Raw genomic sequence first — 17,123 nt, 5'->3', positions numbered from 1 at the left:
CGAGATGAAGCCTGAAAGACTTTTTCATATTCACGGTACGAAAGATAAGATACTTTACACCAAAAAATACCTGCCAGACTTTTCGATTCCTGAAGGAACACATTTTATGGTTTATCAAAATGCAGCCGAAATTTCTGCTTTGATTGGTAAAATATTGAGGAAAACCATCGACACTTAAAGTTTTAACCACCTTAGATGCCGTTGAGGCTCTAAGGTGGGGGCAACAGTGCCAGTATTGTAAAGTAGTTGCTAACACTTAAACTGGATGCCAGCTTAGATGCCTAAGATGCCTGAGGTGGTAAAAAACTCCGAATTCTAATATTCTAAAGGCACAATCGGCTCTTTTTTAGTAGTTGACATAATCATCATGGTCTGAAAAGTTTTCACAACGGAAATCTTACTGATCTTATCCATGATCAATCGCTCGTAAGCTTTAATATCCTTCACATAAACCTTAAGCAGGAAATCTGCCTGTCCGGTAACGTGATGGCACTCGGTAATTTCTTTAATCTGATTTACCTCATCCAGGAAAATCTGAATGGTATTATTCTTATGAAAATCCAGTTGGATTTGAATGAAAGTTTTAATGCCTAATCCAAGCTTTTCTTCATCTACTAAAGCATGATAACTTTTGATATATCCTGCCATTTCGAGTTTACGAACACGTTCTAAAGTTGGTGCGGGTGATAAACCGATTTCTTGTGAGAGTAATAAATTGGTAATTCTACCATTTTCTTGTAGAATTTTTAAGATTCTAAAATCAATTTTATCTAATTCTGATGCCATATTGGTTAAAAGGTATTGAGAACACAAACATAACCAAATTATATTCTAAATTTTAACATAATTTATCATATATATTTTAAATAAAAATTTTTAGATTTACCTAAAAATAAAATTAGATAAACATAAATGCAGAGCTTTACCGAAGAGAATTATCTAAAAACGATTTATCATCTGGCAGAAAAGTCAAGCAGTGTGCAAACAAATGCCATTGCAGAGCAACTTCAAACCAAGCCTGCCTCCGTTACAGACATGATAAAAAAACTAGCCGAAAAAGGCCTGGTTGATTATATTAAATATCAGGGAGTAAGTTTAACTACAAACGGCCGATTAGCGGCAATAGACATTGTTAGAAAACATCGTTTATGGGAAGTTTTTTTGGTAGATAAATTGAATTTCAAATGGGATGAGGTGCATGATGTTGCAGAAGAATTGGAACATATCAAATCTGTCGATCTTATTGAGCGTTTAGATGAATTTCTAGGTTTCCCTAAATCAGATCCACATGGAGATCCTATACCTGATAAAAATGGCCGCTTTGCCAAAACCCAATTTATAAAACTTATCGATTTAAAAATTAATGACCTTGGCACCATCACGGGTGTAAGCCAGCACAGTTCGGCATTTTTAAAACATTTAGAGAAGTTAGGATTAACATTAGGGAAAGAGATTGAAGTGAAGGATATTACCGATTTTGATGGTTCAGTTGAACTCTTAATCGCCAATAAACCAGTAAATATTAGCCGAGAAGTTGCCAAACACATTTTAATTAGCAATAATGACAAAATCTGAATCGTTAAGCGAAGTACATCAAAGTGTTCATACCGATAAACGCAAGGGATGGCGTAGAATTTTAGCCTTTATTGGTCCCGCTTACCTGATTAGCGTTGGCTACATGGATCCGGGTAACTGGGCGACCGACCTGGCTGGGGGAAGTAAATTCGGTTACCAGTTAATCTGGGTGCTGTTAATGTCGAACCTGATTGCGCTCCTACTTCAATCATTAAGCGCCAGATTGGGGATTGTTCGCGGACTAGACCTTGCCCAAGCCTCTAAACATGCTTATCCAAGATGGGCGAACATTCCTTTATTTGGACTTGCCCAAACGGCTATTATAGCCTGCGATTTGGCGGAGATCATTGGAATGGCAATAGGCTTACAGCTACTTTTCGGACTCCCTTTAATATGGGGAATATCCATTACCATATTTGACACCATCTTACTCCTTTTTTTACTCAATAAAGGAATGAGAGCCATGGAAAGCTTTATCGTATCGATGGTTTTCATTGTCGGATTATCTTTTTTGACAGAAATGTTCATTGTAGAACCTTCATTAAAAGAGGTGGTAAAAGGATTTGAGCCTTCGTTGTTAAGCGGTGATGCACTTTATATTGCTATAGGTATTATTGGCGCTACCGTTATGCCGCACAATCTTTATTTACACTCCTCCCTGGTTCAAACACGTAAAATTGAGCGCAGTAATAAAGGAATTAAAGAAGCCCTGAAATTTAATCTTATAGACACTACTGTTGCTTTAAATCTTGCCTTTTTTGTTAATGCCGCTATTCTGATACTGGCGGCAGCAGCCTTTTATAAAAATGGATTACACGAGGTAGCAGAGATTCAGGATGCCCATAAATTACTGTCTAATATTTTTGGAAATGTTGCCCCAACCTTATTTGCTATTGCTTTAATTGCCGCCGGACAGAGTTCTACCGTTACAGGTACCCTTGCCGGACAAATTGTAATGGAAGGGCATTTAAACTTAAGGATTCAGCCTTGGCTGAGACGCTTAATCACCCGGTTATTAGCCATTATCCCTGCATTCTTTACTATTCTACATTATGGTGATGATGCACTAGGCGGATTATTGGTCTTGAGTCAGGTAGTGCTAAGCTTACAATTGGGCTTTGCCATTATCCCTTTAATCCATTTTACCTCTGATAAAAAGTTGATGAAAGATTTTGCCATTAAACCCTGGGTAAAAGTACTCGCCTGGGGCAGTGCTGCTGTAATCATATCACTCAATGTAAAGCTGGTTATAGAAGAGATTAGTGGCTGGACCAAGGATGCCAATATTTGGTGGCTTTATGTCTTTATTTTCCCCGCTATAATCTTAACCGCACTCCTTCTTCTTTATGTTTTCTTTCATCCCATTATCGATAAGAAAAATCGTGCTAAACAAATGGTACCTCATGGCAATGCCCTGGATATTGGTAAGATTGAGAAAATAAGCTATGAAAGAATTGGAATAGCGGTAGACTTTTCTAAAAATGACAGAAATACCATCAGACATGCCTTAATTCAGGGTGGAAAAGATGCCCATTATTACCTTATACACGTAGTAGAAACTGCTGCTGCCAGGTACCATGGCGATATTGTGATGGACCATGAAACGCAAAGCGATGCAGAAAACCTTGAAAAATATAAAGCAAACCTAGCCGATCTGGGTTATGATGCCAGCGTATTTATAGGATTTGGCGGAACTGCAAGGGCAATAGCAGATATCAGCAACAAAAATGAGTTTCAGCTTTTAGTAATGGGTGCCCATGGACATAAAGGACTTAAGGACCTTATCTTCGGAACCACTGTTGATTCCGTAAGGCATAAGGTAAACATTCCGGTGCTGATTATTCGCTAGCTTATTTTTTGATAGTTTTCAGCATCTTTTTAATCCCGCCATCACCCGCATTATAGGCCAGAAGTTTTCCTTGTGGAGAGTATAAGTACATAGCCGGATACATAGAAGGGAGAAAGGTAGGAATGAAGATTTGCTTTTTATCTTGTAATACAGTTACATTGGGTTTAGCATTTAAGCCTTTAGCATACGAATCGAAGAACTTAGGTATGATATAAGCTTCATCCAAAGTAATCATGTAAATATTAACATCTTTAAAGGCCGCGTAGTTAGTATTTAACAGCTTGGTTTCTCTTTGGCAATGCTCACAGGTACAATCAAATAAAATGAACAGGTTCTTCTTTCCTGCTTTAAGATTAATGTTGGATACGGGTTTGCCATCTAGCTTATAAAAAGTGAACAAAGGCAAAGCAGCCGGTTGTTGAGCATTTACAACTGAAACGAAAAATAAAAAGATTACAGCAAAAAGAAGTCTTGATTTCATAAGTTTAACCGATAAGCCCCAAACATAAAACTTTAAAGAGTTACAACTATAATTTTAACTTTTGTTTTACAAACAGATGAGCTTTATCACTGTTAAATGTTATTGAATAATTTAATTACGCTTATTTTTAAGATATTTGCATCCCGAATTAAGACATAGAGATTAATTCAACGATTAAAAACATACATTTTGAAAAACGACATCAATATAAAAAATAAAAGGGCTTATTTCGACTACAACCTTATCGACAAGTATGTGGCGGGTATAGCTTTATTAGGAACTGAAATTAAAGCGATTAGACAAGGAAAGGCGAATATGACTGATGCTTTCTGCATGTTTATCGGAGATAATCTTTATGTGCGCAACCTCCACATTTCTGAATATAGTCACAGCTCTTTCTATCACCATGATATTAAAAGAGACCGGGTTTTATTACTGCAAAAAAAGGAGCTTAGAAAGTTAAAAACAAAAGGAGAAGAGAAAGGATACACCATTATCCCCCTCCGAATTTTTGTCAACGAAAGAGGCTTTGCCAAAATGGAAATCGCTTTAGGTCAAGGTAAAAAGGAATTCGATAAACGAGATAGCATCAAAGAAAGAGATACAAAACGTGAGTTAGACAGAGCGATGAAACGATAAATAGTTGAAAGTTAAAAGTCAAAAGTTGAAAGTTCAAAGTTCAAAGCCTATAACAAAATATCTAATCTTGAAACCAACTACTTTGTACTTGATACTAAATACTTAATACTTGATACTAGATATTAATCCTCACCAGGCCTGATCACCAACCAGTGGTACAAACCTAAAAGTATCTAAAACAATTTTTTCATAATCAGTTTCACTTACCCGTAGCACCGTTACCATTTTCTGGGTATGTTCATCCCCTACTGGAATAACCAATATTCCGCCAATTTTAAGCTGTTTTAAGAGGATTTCGGGTACCATAGGTGCACCAGCAGTCACAATAATTTTATCGTAAGGAGCGCCTTCTGCAATCCCTCTGGAACCATCTCCACAATAAAACTTAGGTCTGTACCCCATGCCTGGCAATACCTGTATAGTTCTATTATAAATATTTTCTTGCCGCTCAATGGTATAAACCTGGGCACCAAGCTCCATTAAAATACAAGTTTGATAACCCGATCCCGTGCCAATCTCTAAAACTTTGTCTCCTTTTTTAATGTGCAGTAACTCACTTTGATAAGCAACTGTGTAAGGTTGAGATATGGTTTGCCCATCACCTATTGGAAAGGCTATGTCCTTATAGGCTTGCTTCCAAAATGTTTCATCAAAAAAGAAATGACGAGGAACCTTGCCTATTGCATTAAGCACATTTTCATCTTCAATTCCGCGAGATCTCAACAACTCTACCAGCTTTTTTCTCGCTCCACGTTCTCGGTAATTATCAACAAATTTATAGGCCATGAGCTTCAAAATTAGCTTTTTTTAATGGTGAAACAAGCTTTATTCTTTAGCGATTTTGTAAGTAGCAGTAAATCAAAACTAAAAAAACTACTAATAAGGATCAATATCCAATTGGGTAATTACGCTTTTGAAGTCTTTTGTAGCGTTAAATTCAGTTAGCGTTTCGCGCAAAACATCCTTAACCTTTTGTATGGCAGTATGCTTATCTGCCTTGATAATAATCTGTTTAATATAAAGATTTCGCACCCTGCTTACCAAAGGCTGTTCAGGTCCGAGTACACGCTTACCAAACTTCCCCTTTAATATATTGGCAAGTGTTGCCGATGCATGATCGAGTACGTTAGAATCCTTGTGCTTAAGGTAAAGAAAAATCATTCTGGAGAAAGGCGGATAAGAAAATCGCTCACGCTCTGCAATCTCATCGTTATACATTCCTATATAGTCATTTTCTACCACCTGCTTTATAATCCGATGATCGGCATCATACGTTTGTATACATACATTTCCCTGATCATTCCTTCTTCCCGCTCTTCCGGCAACCTGAGCCAGCAATTGAAAACTTCTTTCATAAGCCCTAAAATCTGGATATCCCAGTATCGTATCGGCATTAATTACGCCAATCAGGTTTAGGTTATCAAAATCCAGTCCTTTCGCTACCATTTGTGTACCAATCAGGATATCTGTTTTCTTCTCCTGAAAATCAGTCAGGATTTGCTGCAAACCATTTTTCGTCCGGGTGCTGTCCATATCTAACCGGGCGATGTTAACCTCTGGATAGAGTAGTTTAAGTTCCTCTTCAATACGTTCTGTTCCAAAACCCTTTTGTTCTACATGCACAGAGCCACAGGCGGGGCATATATTTACGCTGCTTTGGTAATAACCACAGTAATGACAATGAAGCTTTCCACTACTTTTGTGATAAGTTAAACTCACATCGCAATTCACACATTTAGGGGTATAGCCACAGGTGGCACAAATTAATATGGTGGCGTAACCTCTCCTGTTTTGAAAGAGTACAATCTGTTCCTTTTTAGCCAGGGCTTCATCTATATCCTTAATAAGTATACTCGAAAAATAAGAAACCATCGTTTTCTTTTTATTTTCTTCTGCAATACTCACCACCTGTTGATTAGGCAACTGAACACCTCCAAAGCGTTCTTTCATTTCTACTAAAGCATACTTTCCCTGAAGGGCATTATAATAGCTTTCGAGGGATGGTGTAGCAGAACCCAACACCACTTTAGTTTGATAAAGATGAGCGAGATAAATTGCCGCATCTCTGGCCTGATATCTAGGTGCCGGATCTTGTTGTTTATAAGAAGATTCATGCTCCTCATCCACAACAATAAGCTTAAGATCTTGAAAAGGAAGAAAAACTGCCGACCTTGCACCTAAAACAACTTTATAAGCGCCAGTCCTCACTTTATTCCAGATCTCAACCCGCTCACTATTGTTAAATTTAGAATGATAAACACCAATGGCGTTACCAAAATATCGTTTAATGCGTTCTACGATCTGAGTAGTTAGGGCTATTTCCGGCAAAAGAAACAACACCTGTCCATCAGTTTGTTGAATAATCTCTTCAATTAATTTAATGTACACCTGTGTTTTCCCTGAAGCGGTAACTCCGTGAAGTAACACCACATCTTTTTCTTCGAAAGAGGCTTTGATTTTTTCAAAAGCCTTTTGCTGACCTTCATTAAGTGTAAAGTTAACATTGAACTCGTCATCGTGGGCGGCAAGTCTGCTAACAGGCCTTTTCATCACCACAAAAATCTCTTTATCGGTAAGTGCTTTTAATGCCGCTGGCCCGCAATTACTCGCTTCCAGCAATTGTTCTTTTGAGATGGGTTCTCCCGACTTGCTTAATTTTAAATAGGCTAACAAAGCATCTAATTGCTTCGGTGCACGTTCCAGAACTTCAAAAAGCTGTCTTAAATTTTCTTCCTCCAGATAGAACTCATTGAGCAGGATAAACGATTTAAGTAGTGGTTTATATTTCTGAACAACTTCTTCTGCCACCAAAATCAGTTCCTTATCTAAAAGGTTATTAATGATTGGATAAATGGTTTTCTGTCCTAAAAGCTTAGACACATCATTTACAGTAAGCTTCTGCTGTTTCTTAAGCGTAGCAATAATAATTTCTTCTTTTTCTGTCAACGGCACATCATCCTTAAAATCTTCTCTTAAAACCAAAATGGTTTCGCTGGCCAGTTTTAAGCTTGCCGGAAGCGCTGCAGACATCACATCGCCTTCATTACACATATAATACTGTGTCATCCAGGTCCAGAATTTAAGCTGAACTGGTGTTACTACAGGCTCATTATCAACTACATCAATGATATATTTAGCTTCGTAGGCAGCAGGTGGTACTTTTGTAATGGCACTAATAAGTGCAGTATAAATTTTGTGTTTACCAAATTGCACCACTACCCTCTTACCGATTGCTACCTGGTTATTAAGGTCAAAAGGAACACGATAGGTATAATTTTTCGCCAGGGATAAAGGCAAAATAACTTCCACAAAAAGTGTTTCTCTTTCTGTAAATATGTCATTTTCGAAAGATTCCATTATTTATCTTTAAAAGCGGCAAAGAATAACATAATCCAGCCTAAAACAAATAGTAAACCACCAATAGGTGTAACTGGTCCTATAAAAGCTGTAAAGCTGAAGTTAAAAATACTTCTGGTAGCGAGCAAATAAAGAGAACCTGAAAACAGAATAATGCCAAAGGTAAAACAGAAATACGCAATATTGATCAATTTATTTCTGTAACGTGCAAAGGTTGAAAGGTATAATAATGCAAAGGTGTGATAAAATTGATAGTCGACTCCTTTCTGCCAAATCTCTAAAGCAGGTGCATCTATCAGACTCTTAAGGCCATGCGCCCCAAAAGCACCTAATAAAACGGCTACGGCTCCAAAAAAAGCAGCAGTGAGGATAATTCTTTTATTCATATAGCTTTTGCGTATAGCAGGGCTAAATTAATAAAATGGTCAAGAACTTCTCACTAATCAATGTAATAAATTAAATTTGTTGCATACACAGATGAAAAAAATAATAATTTTAACAGCAGCATTATTTATAGGTAGCGTCTTAATGGCTTACCTTTATTTTTCCAGATTGAACACCGAGAACAATGCTAAAGACCTTGCTCTTCAATCTGCTACAAATAATGCCGCCCTGGTCTTCTCTTTTCAAAACGACAAAGGATTTTACGATATTATTGAAAGCCAGCAATTACTACAACAGGCTATTGGCATTGATAAAGTAAAACTATTACTGCAATTTAAAAAAGAGATCATCGAGAATAATAAGATAAACAGTTTTATTAAAAATCAGCAGGTTTACATCAGTGTGCTGCCCGATTCAAATAAAACTTTAAACTTTCTCTTTACCGTACAAATTATTAAGGAAAAAAAAATTAGCCAGCTTCAGGAGCTGCTAAAAAAGAAAACCATAGCAATTAAAAACGAGAAGGAAGTTTATTCCATTAAATTCAATGATAGTCTCTCTATTTTTATTGGTATTCAAAATAGCGTAATTACAGCATCTACCTCTTTAAAATTAATTCATGAGGCAGGCGTAAGATTAGAAGAAAACCCTTTTACAGCGTATATAAAGGAGAATAATCAACAAAATAAGAATGCGCTGGCCCGTATATACATCAATTTCAATCAAGCGCCCCAGCTCATTAAAAATATTATCGCTGGAAATTTGAGTGGCGAACTTAGCATTTTCAACCAGCAGAATAGTTATGCTACGTTGAATTATAACTTTAGTAAAGAGCGAATTCTGTTTAATGGATCAACAGAAATTAAGGATACCAACAATTACCTGAAGTTATTTGAAAACATACCGGCTCAAAACATTTCCATAACCGACATTTTGCCCGATAATACAGCCAATTATAATGTTTATGCCATTGACAGCTACAAAGCCTGGCAAAAAAAACTGGAACAATGGCTAACACAAATCAATGAAATAAATAAATCCAAAGCTGCAATAGAACAAATTAAGAATGAATACAGAATAGATTTAACTGATGTATTCTCCAATTATGTAAAAAATCAGTTTATTTCATTTCAATTAAGCACTACCGAAAAGCTTGGTGCCATTTCCTTAAGCAATGGAGAAAAAGTGAAGCAGCTGTTGCTTGATGTAAGTACAGATTATAATGAAGAAATTAAAATTTTTAAATCGGCTGGTATACTTTACAACTTTTTTGGAGAGCCCTTTAAAAAATTCACCAGGCCTTACTACACGATAACAGATAATTACTTAATCGTAGCTAACAATGCCAGTACGTTGCAATCATTCTTAAATAGCTATAAAAACAACAGGTTGTTATTGCAAAGGCCAGCCTATCTTGATGCCTTAAATCAAATTTCTACCACAGCAAATGTTAGTTATTACATCAATACTAAAAACTCAGCAGACATTTTTAGAAATAATATTTTATTACCTTACTACAAACATTTAAGGGCAGATAGTGGTTTGAAAAGTTTTGATACTTTTTTCTATCAAATGAGTGCAGAAAAAAACAAATTCAACACTAACATTCTCTTAAACAAACATTTAAAACCAGAAATACCAGATTCGCTAAGCAACCGTTAATTAAGAAACCAGCTACAAACGCCCTGTACATGAAGAAACTTTTACTAATTGTATTTGCATTTATTGCAGCAAATACAACCTACGCGCAACAATACGCCCTCTTTGGAACGAAAACTATGTTCGATGCTTTTGAGAATCCCGCTCAAAAATCTTTCACTTTAGATTCTTCCCGAAAATTTTCTTCTAACTTTTTCCTTCCCTATTTTGGCGTGAATGGCGCTAATCGCGGAAGCGCACAGGGAGTGATCAGAAAGCTTAGCCAGGAAGGCATAAACGACACAGAAGGGCTACCAATTGGCATGGGAGATATCAATCACTTTTATGAGAACAGCAATATATATGTTGCTACTTTCCGGTTGTTCAAATCTTACAAATACCAGAAAGAGATGGGCTTCGCCTGGCAAATCAGATCGGATGCACATATTGATTATACCAATGAAACGCTTGCCATTTTTGATACTTATGAGCGTTTTAACCCCAATACAGCTTACAATGATATCTTCAATACCAAGGGCTATCAGCAAAGCTATCATCAATTTAGCTTCACGTATAGAGAGAATTACAACAAGCGGCTATCTTTTGGTGTAAAAGCCAGCTTATTGAGTGGCATACTTTATAACAAGCTAAACGTTTCCGATTCTTACCTCAACATTAGCCCGGAAACCAATTCGTTAACCATTGGGCTGGCGGGAACTTACTCCAGCAATTTTTACGACACCGAAGAGATTAACAAAAAAACCTTTTTCCCGAACTTTAAAAACCCAGGTTTATCTTTCGGTTTTGGAACAACTTATACCAGCAAAAAAGGCCTCTTTTTGATGGCTAATATCAAAGATCTGGGCTTTATATGGTGGAGAAATACTACACAAAGAACCACCGTTAACCAGACAAAGGAAATTGATAACATTGCCAATAACCAGGGCAACACCAATGATGAAATCGAAGATATCTTTCTGCTTCACCAACAAAGTAAAAAATTCATGGCTTTGACCAATGCCAAGGCTGATGTGTATCTTTCCAAAACCTATGGTTTCTATAAACCCGGCTTAGCAGTTTCTAAAAATTTATTCTACAAAGGAGGAGATATCGCATTCATTAATACGTTTAATTACAACGACTTTTCTGGAAGCGTTACCCCCCTGTACAATTTAAATAATATTTTCATGGTAGGACTTCAAGGGAAATACCAAACACCAAATTTTGAATTGTTTTTAGGGACCGATAATCTTTTTTCTACCGCTAGTCAGGTGAAAGGAATTTTAAAAGAAGATGCAACAATAGGAAGGGGCCCTAATGGAGCTTCATTTTATATGGGAATTGGAATAAAATTCGGAAACACAATTAATCACCCTCAATTTAGCGATGTGATGCCGGGTATAAATGATAATGAGGGTGGAAGCTTCTTTAAGAACTTATTCTCAATATTTAAGCGGAAGTAATCTTATGATTGCTGAGCCTTTTGTTTTTTAGACTGCGTAACCACAAAGTCTTTAAGGTAATAAGGCTCAAAATAAGCTACATCTTCAAAATCACCTCGTTTAAATGCCTCGTATGCAAGAGTTGATAGATATTGGGCGGAGTTGAAATTAACTTCGCTAAAGAGCGCATTACCTGAACTCAGTGTGGATTTACATTTCGCCGCACCGTCGCCTAAAAAAGTAATCTGATTGCCTTTCAGCAATTCGGCAAAACTAAGCTCATCAATGATTTTAGCAGATATAGGTTCGATAACATTCAGTTGTTCATCAAAAATGGAAGTGTAAACCTCCATTCTTCGGGCATCAATCATAGGGCAAACTAATCCCTTGTAATCTTTATTAGCCGTCAAGAACCCCTTTGCCATCATTTCTAAGGTACTTATGGCGATTAAAGGTATCTCCAATGCACAGCAAAGTCCCTTAGCAGTAGAAACACCAATACGCAGGCCTGTATAGGATCCAGGGCCTTTACTAACCGCTACGGCATCAAGATCTTTAAAAGTTAAACCGGCAGCAGAAACAACTTCTTCAATAAATAGCGTAAGATTACTGGCGTGCAGGTTTTGTCCGCTTTCCTCTTTAATTGCAACGGTTTGGCCGTCTATTGATAATGCCACAGCGCAAACTGCTGTAGCTGTTTCTATCTGAAGTATTTTTGCCATAGCGCAAAGATATTAATTAGATACTAGATATGATACACATGATGTGAGATATGAGATGCCAGAATGCGGATTTGGCGCTTAGATCCTTCAACAAATGAGCCAATGAACCAATGCCTAATGAACTAATGAAACTAATGAACCATTGAACGGGTTTAGCTAAGGAACAGGATCGTGTCCGTGTGCCCCCCAGGGATGGCAGCGACCAATACGCTTCAAAGTCATCCAACCACCTTTAAATGGCCCATATTTTCTGATAGCCTCTACCCCATATTGAGAGCAGGTGGGCGTAAATCTGCAATTGGCTCCAAGCATTGGAGAAATGGCATATTGGTAAACCTTAATCAATGCCAAAAATAACCAGCTGAATAGCCTACGAATGACTTTCATTGGGTTTGACTAAGCTTAAAAAACGTTTAAAGGCTGCCAGCAGCTTTTTCTCTATAAAAGCGAACTCATATTTATCTTTACCTACAAATTGGATAGAGAACAAGAGTAGTCCATCTCTTTCTGGTAATTGAAGGTATAAATTCTCCTGTTTATGAAGCCGGTAAGCCTCTCTGATTCGACGCTTAAGCAGGTTTCGATCAACAGCTCTTTTATATCTTTTTTTAGGAACATTGATTACGACCTGGGCTTTAACCTCAGCTGGTTGATCAATAAAAAGATAAGAGATGCGAAGAGGATATAATAAAAAAGAAGAACCGTTTTTAAACAGTAGATCTAAATGTTTTCTACTGCACAACCGTTCTTCTTTTCGAAATGTATACATCTTTTTTGATTGATGATTGCAGATTTGATCTGCTTACTCCTTAAAGCAGGAGCAATCAAAAATTATGCTTTGTGCTTACGCTCGTCAGATACTGTTAATCTTTTTCTTCCTTTAGCACGACGTGATGCTAATACTCGTCTGCCGTTAGCTGTTGCCATTCTTTCGCGGAAGCCGTGTTTGTTTCTTCTCTTTCTTTGCGAAGGTTGGAATGTTCTTTTCATGACTGTATATTATCTATTGTAATTTTTAAAATTAAGAGGTGCAAATATAAAGCGATTTCTCTAAAATTGCAAGTCAGATGAATTTTATTTTTCAAAGAAAACAAATATATCTGTACCTACCTTAAACAAATATACTCTTAGTGAGTGTTTTACATCCCTAAAGCTGCTTTCAATTTAGTATACCCGGTTTTGCTTACTGGTAGCCAAATATCGGATTTTAACAGCACAATGTAGCTATCTTTTTCCTTTAGTTCGATTTTTGTTACCTGAGCCAGGTTGATAATGTATGAACGGTGAATCCTGATAAACTGGGTATGATCCAAGGTCTGTTCGAAATACGTCATGGTTTTATTTTTATAAAATGCGCCATCAACGGTATTTAATTTCACGTAATCATCGTCTGCTTCCAGGTAATTAATATCCGATGTTGGAATAATTTTAATTACGCCATCCTTTTTAACCACTACCCTATTGTTCTGCGCCGGACTTAAGGCTGCAGCATCTAGAACTGCTTCTGTATTGTCTTTCTGATTTAATTTACCTGGTAATTTCTTGATGGCTGAATCAAACCTCCCTTTATCTATGGGCTTTAAGAGATAATCTACAGCGTTTACCTCAAAGGCTTTAATGGCATATTCATCAAAAGCGGTGGTAAAAATTACTGCAGGCTTATCTTCCACCAATTCTAACATTTCAAAGCCGCTTATTTTAGGCATTTGAATATCTAAAAAAATAAGGTCTGGTTTATGCTGATTGATTGCTTTCAAGCCTTCAAATCCATCAACGCATTCTGCAACAACTTCTATTTCAGGATGATCTGACAGGTAATACTTTACAATATCTCTAGCTAAGGATTCATCATCAATTAGTATCGCTCGGATCATTTTTCTGCGGGATTTTAAGGGTGGTAATATATAAATTATTTGCCTCAATTTCTGTTTGCAACAGGTGCGGATTTGCAAATAACAAATATAATCTGCGTTTAATAGCACCTAAACCAAAGCCTGTACCACCTGCGGCTTTCATTTCTGGATCGAAAGGGTTTTCAACCCTGAGGGCTAAAAGTTTTTCGTTTACACTTACATCAATCTTTATGGTGATCGCAGATGAAGTATTATACAATCCAAATTTTATTGCATTCTCTACAATTGGCTGCAACAAAGTACCTGGCAAACACAAACCAAGAGTTTCTTCAGCTACGTTAACCTCTATATTTAAGCGATGACTAAACCTTACTTTTTCAATATCCAGGTACAATTGAATGTATTCCATTTCTTCCTCTACAGAAACCCAAAGTTCATCATCTCTTTTTAGGGTACCCCGTAAAAAAGACGCGAGTTTGGTAATCATTACTCCTGCTTCCTTCGGGTTAATCATGGTAAGTGCAAACACGGAATTTAAGCTATTGAACAAAAAATGGGGTTGTAATTGATGTCTTAATTTATTGAGTTCTGCTTCTTTAGCTAGATTTTGTGCAGCAAGCAATCGTGTTTGCGTTTCAGATTGTTCCTCCAGTCGATACCAAAGGATATTAGCCAGGGCACACCAGGCGAGGCACATAAAAGAGATTAAGGCTCTAAAAGCAAAAGAAAAACTATAAAACTCCTTGTATTCTTTAAAATCTGAAAAGATATACAATAAAGCATATTTGGATGCAAAAAGTACCACAGCCGTGAGCGCCAGCGTTACGATAAGCACATAAAAAATCCGTTCATTTTTTGGCTGGTAATAACCTAACATATTACTCACGCTCACGCAGGCTGCTGCTAAAAAGAAGTTATTGATTATGCTATCTGCTGCAGATACCGCCCAAGAAAACTTAACAATATAATGCAATCCTACTGCGCAAAGTATTATCCAGGCCAATGCAAATGCCAGGGCAGTTTTCTGTATCTGTGGAACTGATAAAGGTCTTATTGTCAAAATCTTCTAGTTATGTTGTGTTAACATTTTATTTCTGTGTGCAATTTTCTCTAGATAAAATGCAACCGAATGAGGTTCTAAAATCAGCGAACTGACTTCTACACCATCAGCGGGTTCCTCTATTTCAATGATACTTCCAAAACCGACAAACTCCCATCGCACCTGTTGGCCATCAAAATTATTAAAGGTGCTGTTGTAATCTTTAGATCGGTTTTTAGCCTTTTCTAAAGCTTTTGAGAAATCGCTGGCCAGCACCAGTCGTGTTTGTTCGTTAAACTGTGGGGAATGAGCTCCATCGCCACTAATAATCTGAAAAATACAATTTACGGCAAACCATTTCATTGTTCAAGAATTTAAAAACTTTTGATTTCTATCCCTCCAAACATTGCTGTTCCATCTAACACAAGGGTTTTTTGAATTTCTCCTGTAGGCAACAGGTGTGCCCTCTTGTCTTCTACACTTCCAAAAAGTGCTGTTACATTAGATTTTATGGCCCAATTCTGAGGAACGATTAATTTGATACCTCCAAAAACTGCAGTTACATCCAACGATGCTACCTCGCTAAAATCTGCCTGGGTCATATTGATATCCGCGCCTCCAAAAACAGCGGTAATATCTCCACCTTTAAAATTTTTAGAGTAAACGGTCTGGTGGCTACCCCCAAAAAATGCAGAGGTATCAATGATATCATTATCTAATACCTTAGTAGATTTCTCTGCATCGTCTGTATTAAACTGATCGGTAAAACGGTCTTTAAACTTGGCCTTACCCTGATTGGGAAATTTTGGACGAAAAATCAAAAAGCCGCCAACAATTACCAAACCAATACCTAAAGCATACTTAGATATATCAAAATCCGGACCTGCAATATTATCTAAGGTGTGATAGGTTCCGATCAATAATAATATCAACCATCCAACACCTCTAAAATTTCGGCGCAGGCCAATAAAAATTCCCAAAGCCATTAATAAGGTAGACCAGCTAAAGATCCAGTCAGGAATATCAAGGCCTATATTGTTAAGCAAAAATACAAAGCCAATGATCACGATAATTGCACCACCCCAAATACGTCCGGAGTTTTTGATATTGTTATGTTGAGTTTCCATGTGTGTTTTCTTTATAATACTTCAAACCTATTCATAAAAACATTATCCCGAAACACAACACCCATAACATTTGGTAAAAAGACGGTAAGTGGCCTAATTTTATCGGTGAAAATATTTTTATTACTTTGAACTATGAAAATCTTGTATCTATTTGCCCTTTCGACAACCTGCTTCAGTGCCTTCGCCCAAAACACAGCAAGCAACTATAAAGTTTACAACACCAAAAATCATCAAGTAATCAGCTTAGATAAGCTGGTTCAGGAGCTGGATAATTGTGATGTTTTATTCTTTGGAGAAGAACACAATGATTCTATCGGTCATTTATTGGAGCTTACCCTGCTTGAAAAGATGGACCAAAGATTTTCCGGACGTACAACGGTGAGTCTTGAAATGTTCCATACAGATACACAGCCCATTGTTAATGAATACCTTGCCGGAGCTATTTCAGAAAAAAACTTTATCAAAGAAGCAAGAGCCTGGAGTAATTATAAAGATTATAAGCCTTTGATAGAATATGCTAAAAACAATAAGTTAAAGGTTATTGCAGCGAATGCAGCGGCAAGATACAGCAATGCAGTTACTACGGAAGGATTGGGGGTATTGTATAAATTTCCCCAAACATCAGCCCCTTTTTTACCTCCACTACCCATTGATACGGCAACCGGTCGTTACCAGGAAAAATTCAGTGAAATATTAGGTGGCCACAGCATGGGAAATATGAAAGTTTACCAAACCCAAAACTTTTGGGATGCCACCATGGCCTGGTCTATAGCCAAATTTGCCAAGGAAAATAAAGGGATAAAGATTTTACAGGTAAATGGGCGCTTTCACAGCGATGAAAGGCTTGGAACTTTAGCAAAGCTACAAGGGTATGCTCCTAAACTGCGTATTCAAAACATTTCATCTTTTTCTGATGAAAGCTTCGACAATCCTAACTGGCAGAAGTTCGAATTGCTGGGCGATTATATTATTATTACTAACCCGCAAATTAAGCGGAGTTACTAAAAGAAAGGCCGC

General features: G+C 37.1%; 20 protein-coding genes. 7 read left to right on the top strand and 13 right to left on the bottom strand.

Going from position 1 to position 17,123, the window contains the following annotated elements; all coding sequences use genetic code 11:
• Positions 1–4: 4 nt before the first annotated feature.
• Positions 5–178, top strand: coding sequence for a hypothetical protein (locus tag BMX11_RS24285; RefSeq protein ID WP_175474520.1), 174 nt, complete (start codon positions 5–7; stop codon positions 176–178).
• Between the two features lie 137 nt (positions 179–315).
• Here the strand turns inward: BMX11_RS24285 and BMX11_RS09535 are convergent, their stop codons facing one another.
• Positions 316–786: an Lrp/AsnC family transcriptional regulator gene (locus BMX11_RS09535; protein WP_090883791.1), complete on the bottom strand. Its 471-nt coding sequence runs from the start codon at positions 784–786 to the stop codon at positions 316–318.
• 126 nt (positions 787–912) lie between these two features.
• On the opposite strand from BMX11_RS09535, the gene BMX11_RS09530 reads away from it, so the two are divergent.
• Together BMX11_RS09530 and BMX11_RS09525 are read left to right on the top strand one after the other, a co-directional pair.
• Positions 913–1,575 (top strand): metal-dependent transcriptional regulator, encoded by a 663-nt coding sequence (locus BMX11_RS09530; protein WP_090883790.1) that lies wholly within the window; start codon positions 913–915, stop codon positions 1,573–1,575.
• A complete protein-coding gene (locus tag BMX11_RS09525) occupies positions 1,562–3,424 on the top strand; it encodes an Nramp family divalent metal transporter (protein WP_090883789.1) in 1,863 nt (620 codons plus the stop codon). The genes BMX11_RS09530 and BMX11_RS09525 overlap by 14 nt, the downstream gene beginning before the upstream one ends.
• 1 nt (position 3,425) lies before the next feature.
• Here BMX11_RS09525 and BMX11_RS09520 read toward each other — a convergent pair whose 3' ends face one another.
• The gene (locus BMX11_RS09520) at positions 3,426–3,905 is read right to left on the bottom strand and encodes a TlpA family protein disulfide reductase (RefSeq protein ID WP_090883788.1); all 480 of its coding nucleotides are present in this window, start codon (positions 3,903–3,905) and stop codon (positions 3,426–3,428) included.
• A 189-nt stretch (positions 3,906–4,094) separates the two neighbouring features.
• Here BMX11_RS09520 and smpB point away from each other — a divergent pair, with 189 nt between their 5' ends.
• The gene (smpB, locus tag BMX11_RS09515; protein ID WP_090883787.1) at positions 4,095–4,544 is read left to right on the top strand and encodes an SsrA-binding protein; all 450 of its coding nucleotides are present in this window, start codon (positions 4,095–4,097) and stop codon (positions 4,542–4,544) included.
• 129 nt (positions 4,545–4,673) lie between these two features.
• On the opposite strand, the gene BMX11_RS09510 is transcribed toward smpB, so the two are convergent.
• The 3 genes from BMX11_RS09510 to BMX11_RS09500 form a co-directional block, all read right to left on the bottom strand.
• Positions 4,674–5,330 (bottom strand): protein-L-isoaspartate(D-aspartate) O-methyltransferase, encoded by a 657-nt coding sequence (locus BMX11_RS09510; protein ID WP_090883786.1) that lies wholly within the window; start codon positions 5,328–5,330, stop codon positions 4,674–4,676.
• Positions 5,331–5,420: 90 nt separating this feature from the next.
• A complete protein-coding gene (gene priA / locus BMX11_RS09505) occupies positions 5,421–7,901 on the bottom strand; it encodes a replication restart helicase PriA (RefSeq protein ID WP_090883785.1) in 2,481 nt (826 codons plus the stop codon).
• A complete protein-coding gene (locus BMX11_RS09500; protein WP_090883784.1) occupies positions 7,901–8,287 on the bottom strand; it encodes a DUF423 domain-containing protein in 387 nt (128 codons plus the stop codon). Before BMX11_RS09500 ends, priA begins: the two co-directional genes overlap by 1 nt.
• Positions 8,288–8,378: 91 nt before the next feature.
• Between BMX11_RS09500 and BMX11_RS09495 the strand changes: the two genes are divergently transcribed.
• Positions 8,379–9,947, top strand: a complete 1,569-nt coding sequence (locus BMX11_RS09495; RefSeq protein WP_090883783.1) for a hypothetical protein — start codon at positions 8,379–8,381, stop codon at positions 9,945–9,947.
• 29 nt (positions 9,948–9,976) lie between these two features.
• Positions 9,977–11,386 carry a DUF5723 family protein gene (locus tag BMX11_RS09490; RefSeq protein ID WP_090883782.1) on the top strand — a complete coding sequence of 470 codons (1,410 nt, stop codon included), beginning with the start codon at positions 9,977–9,979 and terminating at the stop codon, positions 11,384–11,386.
• Between the two features lie 2 nt (positions 11,387–11,388).
• Here BMX11_RS09490 and tsaB read toward each other — a convergent pair whose 3' ends face one another.
• The 8 genes from tsaB to BMX11_RS09450 form a co-directional block, all read right to left on the bottom strand.
• On the bottom strand, positions 11,389–12,087 hold the full coding sequence (gene tsaB / locus BMX11_RS09485; RefSeq protein WP_090883781.1) for a tRNA (adenosine(37)-N6)-threonylcarbamoyltransferase complex dimerization subunit type 1 TsaB: 699 nt from the start codon (positions 12,085–12,087) through the stop codon (positions 11,389–11,391).
• 156 nt (positions 12,088–12,243) lie between these two features.
• The gene (gene yidD / locus BMX11_RS09480) at positions 12,244–12,474 is read right to left on the bottom strand and encodes a membrane protein insertion efficiency factor YidD (RefSeq protein ID WP_090883780.1); all 231 of its coding nucleotides are present in this window, start codon (positions 12,472–12,474) and stop codon (positions 12,244–12,246) included.
• A complete protein-coding gene (gene rnpA / locus BMX11_RS09475) occupies positions 12,458–12,856 on the bottom strand; it encodes a ribonuclease P protein component (RefSeq protein ID WP_090883779.1) in 399 nt (132 codons plus the stop codon). Before rnpA ends, yidD begins: the two co-directional genes overlap by 17 nt.
• 62 nt (positions 12,857–12,918) lie before the next feature.
• Complete coding sequence (rpmH, locus tag BMX11_RS09470; RefSeq protein ID WP_090883778.1) at positions 12,919–13,077, bottom strand: 50S ribosomal protein L34; 159 nt, start codon at positions 13,075–13,077, stop codon at positions 12,919–12,921.
• Positions 13,078–13,226: 149 nt separating this feature from the next.
• Positions 13,227–13,961 (bottom strand): LytR/AlgR family response regulator transcription factor, encoded by a 735-nt coding sequence (locus BMX11_RS09465; protein WP_090883777.1) that lies wholly within the window; start codon positions 13,959–13,961, stop codon positions 13,227–13,229.
• Positions 13,939–15,000: a sensor histidine kinase gene (locus BMX11_RS09460; RefSeq protein ID WP_245738626.1), complete on the bottom strand. Its 1,062-nt coding sequence runs from the start codon at positions 14,998–15,000 to the stop codon at positions 13,939–13,941. The genes BMX11_RS09465 and BMX11_RS09460 overlap by 23 nt, the downstream gene beginning before the upstream one ends.
• Positions 15,001–15,006: 6 nt before the next feature.
• A complete protein-coding gene (locus BMX11_RS09455; protein WP_090883776.1) occupies positions 15,007–15,342 on the bottom strand; it encodes a DUF4288 domain-containing protein in 336 nt (111 codons plus the stop codon).
• An 11-nt stretch (positions 15,343–15,353) separates the two neighbouring features.
• Positions 15,354–16,106, bottom strand: coding sequence for a LiaF transmembrane domain-containing protein (locus tag BMX11_RS09450; RefSeq protein WP_090883775.1), 753 nt, complete (start codon positions 16,104–16,106; stop codon positions 15,354–15,356).
• A gap of 132 nt (positions 16,107–16,238) precedes the next feature.
• On the opposite strand from BMX11_RS09450, the gene BMX11_RS09445 reads away from it, so the two are divergent.
• Positions 16,239–17,111 carry a ChaN family lipoprotein gene (locus BMX11_RS09445; RefSeq protein ID WP_090883774.1) on the top strand — a complete coding sequence of 291 codons (873 nt, stop codon included), beginning with the start codon at positions 16,239–16,241 and terminating at the stop codon, positions 17,109–17,111.
• Positions 17,112–17,123: the final 12 nt, after the last annotated feature.

The organism is Pedobacter rhizosphaerae (assembly GCF_900111155.1).
GTDB classification, from domain to species: Bacteria; Bacteroidota; Bacteroidia; order Sphingobacteriales; family Sphingobacteriaceae; genus Pedobacter; species Pedobacter rhizosphaerae.
Note: the sequence above shows the minus strand (reverse complement) of the source record. Positions and strands in the feature narration are given on the sequence as shown.

Excerpts from the sequence above, each read along its gene's own strand:
- priA (WP_090883785.1), bottom strand. The coding sequence starts at position 7,901 with ATGGAATCTTTCGAAAATGACATATTTACAGAAAGAGAAACACTTTTT.
- BMX11_RS09455 (WP_090883776.1), bottom strand. The coding sequence starts at position 15,342 with ATGAAATGGTTTGCCGTAAATTGTATTTTTCAGATTATTAGTGGCGAT.
- tsaB (WP_090883781.1), bottom strand. The coding sequence starts at position 12,087 with ATGGCAAAAATACTTCAGATAGAAACAGCTACAGCAGTTTGCGCTGTG.
- yidD (WP_090883780.1), bottom strand. The coding sequence starts at position 12,474 with ATGAAAGTCATTCGTAGGCTATTCAGCTGGTTATTTTTGGCATTGATT.
- BMX11_RS09490 (WP_090883782.1), top strand. The coding sequence starts at position 9,977 with ATGAAGAAACTTTTACTAATTGTATTTGCATTTATTGCAGCAAATACA.
- BMX11_RS24285 (WP_175474520.1), top strand. The coding sequence starts at position 5 with ATGAAGCCTGAAAGACTTTTTCATATTCACGGTACGAAAGATAAGATA.
- BMX11_RS09510 (WP_090883786.1), bottom strand. The coding sequence starts at position 5,330 with ATGGCCTATAAATTTGTTGATAATTACCGAGAACGTGGAGCGAGAAAA.
- BMX11_RS09495 (WP_090883783.1), top strand. The coding sequence starts at position 8,379 with ATGAAAAAAATAATAATTTTAACAGCAGCATTATTTATAGGTAGCGTC.
- BMX11_RS09535 (WP_090883791.1), bottom strand. The coding sequence starts at position 786 with ATGGCATCAGAATTAGATAAAATTGATTTTAGAATCTTAAAAATTCTA.
- BMX11_RS09465 (WP_090883777.1), bottom strand. The coding sequence starts at position 13,961 with ATGATCCGAGCGATACTAATTGATGATGAATCCTTAGCTAGAGATATT.
- BMX11_RS09530 (WP_090883790.1), top strand. The coding sequence starts at position 913 with ATGCAGAGCTTTACCGAAGAGAATTATCTAAAAACGATTTATCATCTG.
- rpmH (WP_090883778.1), bottom strand. The coding sequence starts at position 13,077 with ATGAAAAGAACATTCCAACCTTCGCAAAGAAAGAGAAGAAACAAACAC.
- BMX11_RS09525 (WP_090883789.1), top strand. The coding sequence starts at position 1,562 with ATGACAAAATCTGAATCGTTAAGCGAAGTACATCAAAGTGTTCATACC.
- rnpA (WP_090883779.1), bottom strand. The coding sequence starts at position 12,856 with ATGTATACATTTCGAAAAGAAGAACGGTTGTGCAGTAGAAAACATTTA.
- BMX11_RS09520 (WP_090883788.1), bottom strand. The coding sequence starts at position 3,905 with ATGAAATCAAGACTTCTTTTTGCTGTAATCTTTTTATTTTTCGTTTCA.
- BMX11_RS09450 (WP_090883775.1), bottom strand. The coding sequence starts at position 16,106 with ATGGAAACTCAACATAACAATATCAAAAACTCCGGACGTATTTGGGGT.
- BMX11_RS09500 (WP_090883784.1), bottom strand. The coding sequence starts at position 8,287 with ATGAATAAAAGAATTATCCTCACTGCTGCTTTTTTTGGAGCCGTAGCC.
- BMX11_RS09445 (WP_090883774.1), top strand. The coding sequence starts at position 16,239 with ATGAAAATCTTGTATCTATTTGCCCTTTCGACAACCTGCTTCAGTGCC.